Annotated in this window: 12 protein-coding genes; 11 read left to right on the top strand and 1 reads right to left on the bottom strand. The window is 61.8% G+C overall.

Annotation, left to right across the window (positions count from 1 at the left end; all coding sequences use genetic code 11):
* From ACT6VE_RS21375 to ACT6VE_RS21395, 5 genes are all read left to right on the top strand, one after another.
* On the top strand, positions 1–555 hold a 555-nt coding region (locus ACT6VE_RS21375), incomplete at its 5' end, for a carbohydrate ABC transporter permease (RefSeq protein WP_444800451.1).
* A 1-nt stretch (position 556) separates the two neighbouring features.
* Positions 557–1,396: a carbohydrate ABC transporter permease gene (locus ACT6VE_RS21380; protein ID WP_444800452.1), complete on the top strand. Its 840-nt coding sequence runs from the start codon at positions 557–559 to the stop codon at positions 1,394–1,396.
* A 13-nt stretch (positions 1,397–1,409) separates the two neighbouring features.
* Entirely contained in the window at positions 1,410–2,495 is a 1,086-nt protein-coding gene (locus tag ACT6VE_RS21385) for a Gfo/Idh/MocA family protein (protein ID WP_444800453.1), read from the top strand.
* A 31-nt stretch (positions 2,496–2,526) separates the two neighbouring features.
* Entirely contained in the window at positions 2,527–3,093 is a 567-nt protein-coding gene (locus ACT6VE_RS21390) for a TetR family transcriptional regulator (protein ID WP_444800454.1), read from the top strand.
* Between the two features lie 37 nt (positions 3,094–3,130).
* Complete coding sequence (locus ACT6VE_RS21395) at positions 3,131–3,976, top strand: cupin domain-containing protein (protein ID WP_444800455.1); 846 nt, start codon at positions 3,131–3,133, stop codon at positions 3,974–3,976.
* 128 nt (positions 3,977–4,104) lie between these two features.
* Here the strand turns inward: ACT6VE_RS21395 and mocR are convergent, their stop codons facing one another.
* Entirely contained in the window at positions 4,105–5,589 is a 1,485-nt protein-coding gene (gene mocR, locus ACT6VE_RS21400; RefSeq protein ID WP_444800456.1) for a rhizopine catabolism transcriptional regulator MocR, read from the bottom strand.
* Positions 5,590–5,790: 201 nt separating this feature from the next.
* On the opposite strand from mocR, the gene iolE reads away from it, so the two are divergent.
* From iolE to iolG, 6 genes are all read left to right on the top strand, one after another.
* Positions 5,791–6,696: a myo-inosose-2 dehydratase gene (gene iolE, locus ACT6VE_RS21405; protein WP_444800457.1), complete on the top strand. Its 906-nt coding sequence runs from the start codon at positions 5,791–5,793 to the stop codon at positions 6,694–6,696.
* Positions 6,697–6,698: 2 nt separating this feature from the next.
* On the top strand, positions 6,699–7,589 hold the full coding sequence (locus ACT6VE_RS21410; protein WP_444800458.1) for a polysaccharide deacetylase family protein: 891 nt from the start codon (positions 6,699–6,701) through the stop codon (positions 7,587–7,589).
* A gap of 55 nt (positions 7,590–7,644) precedes the next feature.
* Complete coding sequence (locus tag ACT6VE_RS21415; protein ID WP_444800459.1) at positions 7,645–8,634, top strand: rhizopine catabolism ABC transporter substrate-binding protein; 990 nt, start codon at positions 7,645–7,647, stop codon at positions 8,632–8,634.
* Positions 8,635–8,705: 71 nt separating this feature from the next.
* A complete protein-coding gene (locus ACT6VE_RS21420; protein WP_444800460.1) occupies positions 8,706–9,836 on the top strand; it encodes an ABC transporter permease in 1,131 nt (376 codons plus the stop codon).
* A complete protein-coding gene (locus ACT6VE_RS21425; protein WP_444800461.1) occupies positions 9,836–10,648 on the top strand; it encodes an ATP-binding cassette domain-containing protein in 813 nt (270 codons plus the stop codon). The genes ACT6VE_RS21420 and ACT6VE_RS21425 overlap by 1 nt, the downstream gene beginning before the upstream one ends.
* Positions 10,649–10,787: 139 nt before the next feature.
* Entirely contained in the window at positions 10,788–11,780 is a 993-nt protein-coding gene (iolG, locus tag ACT6VE_RS21430; RefSeq protein ID WP_444800462.1) for an inositol 2-dehydrogenase, read from the top strand.
* Positions 11,781–11,782: the final 2 nt, after the last annotated feature.

An 11,782-nucleotide genomic window follows, 5' to 3' on the forward strand; every position in this document is an offset into this window, starting at 1 on the left:
CCATGGTCCATCCCCGTCGTCGTCAGCGCCCGCATGTGGCAATGGATGCTGCATGACCAGTTCGGCATCCTCAACCATGTGCTGAAGCTGATGGGCCTCATCGACAACGGCATCGCCTGGACGGCCAATCCCGATCTCGTCATGCCCGTCATCATCGCCGTCGACATCTGGATCACCACGCCCTTCATGGTACTGCTCATCCTCGCCGGGCTGCAAATGCTGCCGAGGAGCATCTATGAGGCCGCCTCGATCGATGGTGTCTCGGAATGGCGGCAGTTCACGGCGCTGACCCTGCCGCTGCTGGCACCCAGCATCGCCGTCGCCGTACTGTTCCGGCTGCTCGATGCGCTGCGCATGTTCGACCTGAGTTTTGTCCTGTCCTCGAACAGCGACGACACAAAAACCGTATCGATCTATGCCCGCGAGGTTCTGGTCAATTTCCAGGACATGGGTGTTGGCTCCGCGGCAAGTGCCGCGATCTTCCTGATGATCGCCATCGTCACCGCGATCTACGTGACCGTCTTCCGGCTCAACCGCCGGCTCCTGGGGGTGTGACATGGTGCGCAGCACAGCAAACAGACGCCTTCACCGCATCGCGATCTACTCGCTCTTCACCGTGGTCGCGCTCTACACGCTGTTTCCGTTCTACTGGATGATCGCGTCGTCAATGAAATCCGGTCAGGCGATCTTCGACGTCACCTTCCTGCCCGACCTGAAATTCAACAATTACGAGGCGATCCTGTCGGACGGCGTGTTCCTGCGCAGCCTGATGAACTCGTTCATCGTCGCGGCCTCCGTCGTCGCACTCTCGTTGGGGCTCGCGGTCGCCGCCGCCTACGCGCTCGGCCGCATCGATTTCCGCGGCCGCTCACCGATCATGTTCCTGTTCCTCGCGGTCTCGATGTTCCCGCAGATCGCCCTGCTCTCCGGCCTTTTCGAGATGATCCGCTGGCTCGGCCTCTATAACACGCTGGGCTCGCTGATCTTCGCTTACATGATCTTCACGCTGCCCTTCAACATCTGGGTGCTGACCACTTTCATGCGAAGCCTGCCGCGGCAAATCGAGGAGGCCGCCATTATGGACGGCTGCTCGCCGCTGCGAATCGTCCGCTGCATCTTCCTGCCGATGATGGGGCCTGCGTTGATGTCAACGGGCCTGCTCGCCTTCATCGCGTCGTGGAACGAGTTCATGTTCGCGCTGACCTTCATCCTGACGGATGAGAACCGCACGGTTCCGGTCGCGATTGCCCTCATCTCCGGCTCCAGCCGCTACGAGTTCCCCTATGGCGCCATCATGGCCGCGTCGACCATCGTCACGGTGCCACTGATCGTGTTGGCGCTGCTCTTCCAGAAATACATCGTCTCCGGCCTCACGGCCGGGGCAGTCAAGGGATAAGAAAGGTAATTTCATGCGTATCGTCCGTGTCGGTCTCATCGGTCTTGGCGAAGTAAGCCAGCTGATGCACCTGCCGATCCTCGCCGATCACCGCCATCTGTTCGAGGTCGCCGGCGTCTTCGACGTATCGCCGAGCCTGACGGCCCATTGCGCGGAGCGTTACTCGACCGCCCGCGCCTATGAGAGCGCCGAAGCCCTCGTCGCCGCGCCGGATATCGACGCCGTCTTCATCCTGACACCCGACCAGACGCACCGCCACTATCTCGACCTGGCGCTGAAGGCCGGCAAACATGTCTTCCTGGAAAAGCCGGCCTGCCTGACGCTGGGCGAAATCGACGACGTGTCGCCGCTCGCCAGTAAATCCGGCCGCCTCGTCTTTGTTGCCTATATGCGGCGCTATTCGCCAAGTTTCCTCAAGGCGAAGGAAATGATGCCAGCGCAGGAAGACCTGCGTTACGTGCGGGTTCGCGACCTCATCTGCGAAGGCCCGTTCTTCATACGCCAGACCCGCAACATCTTTTATCCGCGCGATCTCGACGCCGATTTCCTCGCAAAGTCGCGCGGGGAAACCGAGACACTGCTGCGCGATGTCGCCGGCAAGGACGCCTCCCCCAGCCTGATGCGCGCCTACCAGGTGCTGACGGGCCTTTCCTCGCACAGCCTCTCGGCCATGCGCGAATTGATCGGCCTGCCACAGCGGGTCATCGCCGCCCATCACAAGCAGAACGGCGAGCAAATCGTGGCACTCTTCGACTACGGTCACTTTACTGCGATCTACGAGGCGCTGATCGACAATGTCGTGCGTTTCGACGCCCGCATCGAGGTTTACGCCGACCGGCGGCGTCTCAGCTTTGGCTACGACACGCCATACATCCGCAACCTGCCGACCTCGCTGGAGGTGACGGATTCGACCGATACAGAGACCGAAACCCGCGTCTTCGGGCCGAACTACACCGACCCGTTCGCCATCGAGCTGCGCGTTTTCCACGATCATCTCGTAAACGGCACCACACCGAAGACGACGCTCGACGATTCTCGCCAGGACCTCGCCTTGATGGCGGATATCGTCGGTCGCCTGCGCGAGAGTTCGCAGCTATAGCGGGGCGATTGGCATCAGCATGGGTATCGACATGGCAAAACGTGGCACCGCGCGCGAACGCATCCTCACCGCCGCAGAAGAAATCGTCGTCAAGGACGGCGTCTCCACGCTCACCTTCGACAAGGTGGCGGAGGTGACCGGGCTATCCAAGGGCGGCATCCTCTACCACTTCGCCAGCAAGGATGCGCTCGTGCGCGCCATGGTCGAGCGTTTCGTCTACCGTTTTGAGACCGGCCTTGCAGGGCTTGAAGGTACGGACGCCGAGCCGCATGGCCGCTACACGCGCGCCTATGTCGCTGCCACCATGGGGGACGCCGCCAGCACCGGCGACCAGTACGACCGCCTCGGCGCAAGCATCACAGCTGCACTGTCTAACTTTCCGGACCTTCTCGAAATCGTCCACCAGCAGAACATCCGGTGCCAGGCCGCCGTCGAAAAGGACGGCCTCGATCCGGTCGAAGCCACCATCATCCGCCTTGCCATGGAAGGCATGTGGATGGCGGAGGTCTTCAACGTCATGCACCTCGACCCCGCCATGAAGCAGGCCGTCATCGAGCGCCTGATCACCCGCACCCGTCCCGAGAGCGCCAAACCCTAGCGCGATCTTTCGCCGAAGAATGAAAAAGGAGTTTTCCATGGGCTACAAGCCTTCCCCGCGTCCCGTTTTCGACCGCCCGAGCCACATTCCCTATGCCGGCGTGACGCGCCATCTGTGGGGTGAGGAGAATGCCGGCCTCGTCGACGACTGGATCTATGCTTCTACGGAAAACATCCACCAGATCGTCTTCGGCATGGAGCCGGGTGGCTGCTTCAAGCACACGGATGCCTTTCGCACGATCTTCGGCGCCGACGAACTGCTCTATGTGATCAGCGGCACACTCGGCCTTGCCAACCCGGAAACCGGCGAAGTCTGCATCGCCAAGCAGGGCGAGGCGCTGTTCTTTCGCAAGGACACCTGGCACCACGGCTTCAACCTCGGCGAAGAACAGGTCCGTGTGCTGGAATTCTTCGCGCCGCCGCCGGCCAAGGGCACCTCCGGCCCCTATGCCCGCACCAAGCCCCTGCTCTCGGAAAACCGCTACATCCAGCAGGAGTTCCTTGGCCGCTGGCCAATGGAGGCCGCGGCACGCGAGAAGGCGCGCACGATTCATCCGATGCGCGACTCCGAAATCCTCTTCAGCCTCGATTCCGAAACGCAGGGTGCTTACACCGGCTTCTACTGCGCGACGGACCAGTTGACCGTCGGCAAGACCACGGTGCTCGGCGGCAAGCGCACAAGCGTCGAGCGCCACAAGGGCGACGAGTGCCTCTACGTCGTCTCCGGCGTGCTCAACATCCATATCCCGGATGCCGAGGGCCAGGCCTGGTTCGAATTGAACCCGCGCGACGGCTTCTACATTCCCGCCGGCTTCGACCACCAGTATTTCAACATGTCCCACACGCCCTGCGAATTCGTCTTCGGCGTCGCGCCGGATTTTTAGGAGTAGGAACAGGAGCGGCTTCCACAGACACGAGGCGTTTATCAACCAAAGGCACCCGAAGTGGGTTTGGCGGTGATGCATACGTCATGGTATCGGCAGAAACAGATGATCGGGATGGATATGGAAAATCAATCCTCGCTGGATGCTTTATGGGCTTGAAGCACCTCCCGGATTTGGCGAATCCCGGCGACCGTCTGCGCTTCGTCGCAGGCGGCGTAGCCCATGACAAGGCCCCGCATCGTCGGCTGGTGCCTGAAATATTTCGACATTGGGGTGACATTGACACCGCGCGCGGCCAGCGCATCCGCAACCTGTATGTCGTGCAGGCCCACCCGAAGACGGCCGACCAGCTGGATGCCGGCTTCGCAGGGCAGGATTTCCATATCTGAGCCAAGGCGCTCCGCGCAGATTTCCAGGAACGCCTGTCGCCGGCCGGCATAGAGGCGGCGCATGCGCTTCAGGTGGCGGGTCATGTGCCCCTCCATGATGAAGTCCGCGAGCGCTGCCTGCAGCAAAAGCGGGGCAAACTGGCCCGTCGTGCTCAACGCATTGGCGAAGCCTCTTTGCAATGCCGGTGGCAGGACGATAAAGCCGAGGCGGAGTGCCGGGAAGAGTAGCTTGGCGAAGGTCCCGACATAGATCACCCGGCCGCTATTATCCATGCCCTGCAAGGCCGGAACGGGACGGCCGACGAAACGGTACTCACCATCGAAGTCGTCCTCGATGATCCAGCTGTCGAAGCGCTCGGCGACCTCGAGCAGCGATAGCCGCTGTTCCACCGGCATCGTGATGCCGAGCGGATGCTGGCAGGCAGGCGTGACATAGATGAGGCGGGTTCCCGGCGGCGGTGCCGCGAAGCGCCAGCCATGGTTATCGACAGGAAGGGGAAGGATGTGCGCACCGGCGACGTTGAAGGCGGCCTGGGCGCCGTAATATCCGGGCTCCTCCATCCATACGGTGTCACCCGGATCGAGCAGGAGGCGGGCAAGCAGATCGAAAGCCGCCTGTGCTCCTGTCGTCACGACGATCTGGTCGGGCCGGCAACGTATGCCCCGTGCCGAGGCGAGATAGCCGGCGATTGCTTCCCGCAGTGCCGGCAAGCCGTTGATATCGTAGGTGCCGAAGAGCCTGTCGCCAGCAAAAGCCGCCCTGCGCGCCAGCAGCTTAGCCCAGACCCCGAACGGGAAGGAACGGGCGTCGGGCATACCGGGGTGGAACGCATGCCGACCGGGAACGCCATGATGCACCCGCTGGTCGAGCAACGCACGCCCACGCTTTGACAAGGGACGGCCTTCTCCGGCGATCACCGCAGGGCTTGGCCTTGGCGAAACGGCTGGGAGATCGACCACGGTTGGCCGTGCTCCCGGGCGGTTGAGCAGATAGCCTTCCGTGATGAGCTGATCGTAAACGGCAACGATCGTGTTGCGGCCGAGGCCCAGATCGACGGAAAGCGCTCGCGTCGAGGGGAGTTCGGCGCCGGCCGGCAGCACGCGGGAACTGATCAGGTGAGCAATTGCGCGGTAGAGCTGGCGCTGCAATGGCTCCGGGCTGTTCCGATCGATCGTGAGCGCATCCAGAGGAAACACTTGCCGGTTGCGAGAGGCCGATTTCATGGATGTTTTCCTGCTTGAGATAGCGCCAAACTGGACCCATCATTTCCAGCCAAACTGGCTCTCGCGACGGTTACAGTAAGGAATACTCTAGCGAGGTGCCGCATTCAAGGAAATCGACGCCGGACACCAACAGGCATCGTGGTTTCACTCCTTGGACTTAGCGGCCGGGGAACCAGAATCCAATCAAAGGCAGCGCGTGAAATGAGTGTCAAAATAGGCATCAATCCGATTACCTGGACGAATGACGACGTGCCCGAGCTGGGCGGCGATACACCGCTTGAAACCTGTCTTTCGGAAACCAGCCAAGCCGGCTATGCCGGAACCGAACTCGGCGGAAAGTTTCCGAGGAACTCAAGCGAGCTTGCAGGCATTCTCTCAATCTACGGCCTCGATCTCGTATCCGGCTGGTATGACGGGCGCATCCTGGAAAACACCATCGACCAGGAATTCGATGCGATCCTGCCGCACCTCACGCTGCTGCGCGATCTCGGCGCCCGCCATGTGGTCTATGCGGATACGTCGCGCGGCCGGCATGGCGCGATCCACGATCCGATTTCCCAGCGCCCCAAGCTGATGGATGACGAGTGGAAGGCCTACGGCGAAAAGATCACGACGCTGTCAGAGCGTTTCGCGGATTTCGGCGTACGGATGGCCTTCCATCATCACATGGGCACGATCATCGAGACGGATGCAGAAATCGACCGCCTGATGGCCGGTACGGGCGAGGCCTTCGGGCTTCTCTACGACACGGGTCATTGCATGTTTTCCGGCGGGGACCCAAAGGGGCTGTTGCAGCGCCATGTCGACCGCGTCGTTCACGTCCACTGCAAGGACTACCGGGCTGAAATCCTTGCACGCGCCCGGGCTGAGGACATGAGTTTCATGGGCGCCGTCATGGAGGGAATCTTCACGGTTCCGGGAGACGGGGCGCAGGACTACCTGACGCTTCTCAAGATCCTTGCAGACAACGGTTATGCCGGCTGGCTCGTCGTGGAAGCAGAGCAGGACCCGGCGAAGGCCCATCCACTCACCTATGCGACGATGGGCTACAGGAACCTGAAGGCGCTGGCCGAGGAAGCCGGGCTTGCCGTGACCGGGAAGGAATGAGAATGAGTGTTTTCGGAAACCCCACCGCCGCGGACGACACGAAACCCTTCGTCGTGGTCAACATCGATGATGTCGGCATGTGCCACGGCGCCAATGTGGCCTATCTCGAATTGCGGCGCCTCGGCATTGTCGATTCCGGATCGGTGATGGTGCCGTGCCCATGGTTCCTGGAAATCGCCGAGGCGGGCGCGGAAGACCCGTCGCTCAATCTCGGCGTCCACATCACGCTGACCTCGGAGAAGCGCCACTATCGCTGGCGCTCCCTGACCAAGGCGACACCGGCCTCCGGCCTGGTGGACGCCGACGGTTTCCTGTGGCGTTCCGTGGGTGAGTTGCGCAGAAACGCCCATCCGGATGCGGTCGAGGCGGAAATGCGCGCGCAGATCGACGCCTTCCTGCGCGCGGGGCTCACCGCAACGCATATTGACGGTCATATGGGCGGTGTGTTCTCACCCGAATTCGTCGATCGTTATGTGGCGCTCGGTATCGAATACAAGCTGCCGACCTTGTTTCCCGCCACCATCCAGTCCTACGGTCCGATCCACAATCTCGGCGCAATCGACCATGCTGCCTATGAGGCGCCGGCTGCTCGCCTGGCCGGTGCCGGTCAGGCTCTCGCAAATGCGGTCCTGGATACGCCGTGGCACAGCGAAGTGCCGGCGAGTGAGCGTTATCAGGCGCTCTACAGCAGGATTGGCCCCGGCCTGACTTTCATCTGCTTGCATGCCAATGCGCCCGGGGAAATCGAGGTCATCGAACCGGGGTCAGCCCAGATCCGCATTGACGAATACGAATTGCTGAAAAGCCCGTCCTTCCGCGAATGGGCGGACGGACTGCACGTGCGGCGCGGTTCCATGAGGGAGCGCGCAGCAGCGGGAGCGGCCACACACTGAAACAAGCGGCCAATCGCCAGCATGAAAATCCACAATAACAAGGGAGCAGCACATCATGATTGCATCGGCATTGAAATCAACATCCGCGCGCCTGATCAAATCGGGGTTCCTGGCGGTCACGATCGGGCTCGCGGTTGCGACATCCGCAGCCGCGCAGGCCAAAAACGCCGAAGACGTGCGCATCGTCTTCGTAACCCATGGACAGGCCAACGACGTGTACTGGACGGTCGTGAAGAACGGCATGCTGGCGGCGGCTAAGCAACTCGGCGTCAAGGTCGATTACCAGGCACCGGAGACGTTCGACGTCGTGCGCATGGCACGCATGATCGAGGCGGCGACCGCCTCGGCCCCCGATGGTCTCGTCATTTCCATTCCCGATGCCGATGCCCTCAAGGCACCGCTCGAGGCGGCCAAGGCGGCCGGCATACCGGTCGTGGTCATCGATTCCGGCGAAGAACAGGTCGAGCCCTGGAAACTCGATCTCTTCGTTGGTGGCGGCTCGGAATACGACAACGGTATGCGGGCCGGCAAAATGATGGGTGAGGCCGGCGTAAAGGAAGGCATCTGCGTCAACCACGAAGTCGGCAATGTCAGCCTCGACAAGCGGTGCGCCGGCTTTGCCGACGGGCTCAAGGAAACCGGCGGCAAGTCTTCCGTCGTCGCGGCAACGATGGATCCGACCGATGTGACGCGACGGGTCGAGGCCTATCTGACGGCCAATCCGAATGTAAGCGGTGTGCTGGCACTCGGGCCGACGGTTGCAACGCCCATTCTCAAGATGTTCAAGGAACGTGGCACGCTGGCAAACTACAAGATCGGCAGCTTCGACCTTTCGCCGGAAGTGCTGGACGCCGTGGACGAAGGCAGCGCGATGTTCGCCATAGACAATCAGCAGTTCATGATGGGCTACCTACCCGTCGTCTTCCTCACCAACAAGGCGATGTACAAGACCTTCCCCGCCTCTGCCGTCCGCACGGGCCCGTCCTTCATTCTCCAGAAGGACGCCGCAGCGGTGCGCGACCTCAGCAAGGAAGGCATTCGCTGAGCTGAGCCGGGCTGGCGGCGAAGAAATCGCCGGCCCGGGCCAAGCCAATATAAAAGAGGGAAACATTGCAAATGACGGCGGACGCCATCAATCAGCCCAAAGCCCTGGAGCCCACGCCTCTGGCCGCAAACGGGTATTCATCCAGCAATCTGACGCGCGCGCTTCGGCGGCCCGAACTGGGCGCTCTCACCGGCACAGTCCTGGTCTTCGCCCTGTTCGGCATCTTTGCCGGCAATAGCGGCCTCTTCAGCCCGCTCGGCATCAGCAACTTCCTACAGGTCTCCGGCCAGCTCGGCATTCTGGCAGCGGCGGTTGCCCTCCTGATGATCGGCGGCGAGTTCGACCTCTCAATCGGCTCCATGATCGGATTCGCAAGTGTCACGATCGGGCTTGGCGTGACCGAATTCGGCCTGCCCATCTGGCTGACCATCATCATTGCCTTCGCCTTCGCAATCGCCATTGGAACGGCGAACGGGCTTCTCGTCGTGCGAACGGGGCTGCCGTCCTTCATCGTCACGCTGGCCGGCTTGTTCGTCTTGCGCGGCCTGACCCTGGCGCTGACCCGAACGATCACCGGACGCACTCAGATTCCCTACATCACCGAAGGGCAGGAAGACAGCTTCGTCGTCCAGATCTTCGGCGGCAAGTTCGGCAGCGGGCTTTTCCAGTGGCTGGCGGATATCGGTTGGATCGCGAAACGTGCTGACGGCCTGCCCATGGTGCAGGGCCTATCCATGTCCATTGCTTGGTGGGCTCTGGTTACCGTCCTTGCCACCTGGGTGCTCCTCAAGACCCGGTTCGGCAACTGGATCTTTGCCGTTGGAGGGGATGATCGGGCAGCGCGAAACGTTGGTGTTCCCGTCAATCGGGTCAAGGTCGGCCTTTTCATTTCCACGGCCTGCGCCGCCACTCTGTTCGCCACGATCCAGGTGCTGGAGTCCGGCTCCGCGGATACGCTGCGTGGCTTCCAGAAGGAATTCCAGGCTATCATTGCGGCTGTCATCGGTGGGTGCCTCCTGACGGGAGGCTACGGATCTGCGGTCGGAGCCATGTTCGGCGCGCTGATCTTCGGCACCGTCGAGATGGGTATCTTCTATACCGGCATCGACACCGACTGGTTCCAGGTCTTCCTCGGCGCGATGCTGCTGATCGCCGTTCTCGTCAACAACTATGTGCGCCGCAAGGCGACGGAGGCACGTTGATGGCCGCAACGCCTATAATCGAACTCAAGGGTGTCAGCCGGCGCTTCGGCTCCGTGATCGCGCTTCAGGATATTTCCTTCGCCGCCCTTGCCGGCGAGGTGCATTGCCTGCTTGGGGACAATGGTGCGGGAAAATCCACCCTGATCAAGACGCTTTCCGGCGTTCACCAGCCTTCGGAAGGTATCATGGAGATCGACGGCAAACCGACCTTGTTCTCCTCTCCGCGCGCTGCGCTGGACAAGGGCATTGCCACGGTCTTCCAGGACCTGTCCATGATCCCGCTGATGAGCATTACCCGGAATTTCTTCCTGGGTCGCGAGCCGTTGAAGGGCACCTTTCCGCTCCGGCGTATCGACATGGCGAAGGCCGATGCCATCGTCAACGAGGAGCTGTCAAAGATCGGCATCAACGCGCGCGATCCGCAGCAGGCGGTTGGCACACTTTCCGGCGGCGAGCGGCAATGCGTCGCCATTGCGCGTGCGGTCTATCATGGCGCGCGCGTTCTCATTCTGGATGAGCCGACGTCGGCGCTGGGCGTTCACCAGGCCTCGATCGTTTTGCGCTACATCGCGCAGGCCAGGGCGAACGGGTTGGCGGTGATTTTCATCACGCACAACATCCATCATGCCTACCCGGTCGGCGACCGGTTCACGCTCCTCAACCGCGGACGCTCGCTCGGTACTTTTCGCAAGGACGAGATCGGCGAGACCGAAGTGCTCGACATGATGGCCGGCCGCCGCGACCTCAAATACCTGCAAGCCGAACTCGACATGGTTGCGGGCCGCCGGCCGGGTGAACAGACCGCCCACTGACAGGCCCGTCGGCGGGCCGCGCTCCCTGGATTACAGGCTTTCTCCGGCGGGGACCCCGCCGGAGACAGGTTTCTACTGCCCAAATCCCGGTCGTTTCGGGGTTTGGGTGGCTTCAAGCTCAAAAGGATGAGGAATTGTAATGATCGACGTCAGTCTGTTCGGTGCGGGTTTAATCGGATCCGTCCATGCCGCCAACCTCGCACGCCACCCAGACGTGCGGCTGCGTTACATCGTCGATCCACACCGGCCAGCCGCCGAACAGATCATGGCCACGACAGGTGCCGAAATTGCCGATACGCAAACCGTGCTGGACGATCCTGCCGTCAGGGCGGTGGTCATCGCCTCCGCCACGCGCACCCACGCGGACCTGACGATCGCGGCGGCGGCCCGGGGCAAGGCCGTCTTCTGCGAAAAGCCGATCGACCTTGATATCGGCAGGACCGACGAATGCCTCGCCGCCGTCGAAAAGGCAGGCATTCCTTTCCAGATCGGGTTCAACCGCCGCTTCGATCCGAGCTTCCGAAGCCTGAAGGCGCGCATCGATGCGGGCGAGATCGGCTCTGTCGAGCAGGTCATCATCACCAGCCGCGACCCCGAACCCGAGACCGAAGAAGCGCTTGGCGGCGGCGGCGGCGTGTTTCGAGAAATGACAATCCATGACTTCGACATGGCGCGATATCTTCTGGGAGAAGAGCCTGTCGAACTGTTCGCGACCGGCTCGTCGCTGGTGCTGCCCTACTACGCCAAGCTCGGAGAATACGACACGGCGATGTTCATTCTGCGCACAGCCTCCGGGCGCCAATGCCACATCAACAACAGCGTACGCGCCGTCTACGGCTATGACCAGAGGATCGAAGTACACGGCTCCAACGGCATGTTGCGGGCCGGAAACCGCACGCAGACATCCGTCGAACACTCCGGACCAAAAGAGATCGCGACCGACAAGCCGCTCTATTTCTTCGTCGAGCGGTATCAGGAGTCCTATGCCGCGGAGCTCGACCATTTCGTCACCTGCGTCATCTCCGGGAAGAAGCCGGAGGTCGGCGCAAGCGATGGCCGCAAGGCCATGATTCTGTGCGAGGCGGCGCTCGCGTCGGCCAAATCGGGCCGTTTCGAACCAATTCAATTTTAACC

It is taken from the genome of Shinella sp., from assembly GCF_052438155.1.
Taxonomy (GTDB): Bacteria; Pseudomonadota; Alphaproteobacteria; order Rhizobiales; family Rhizobiaceae; genus Shinella.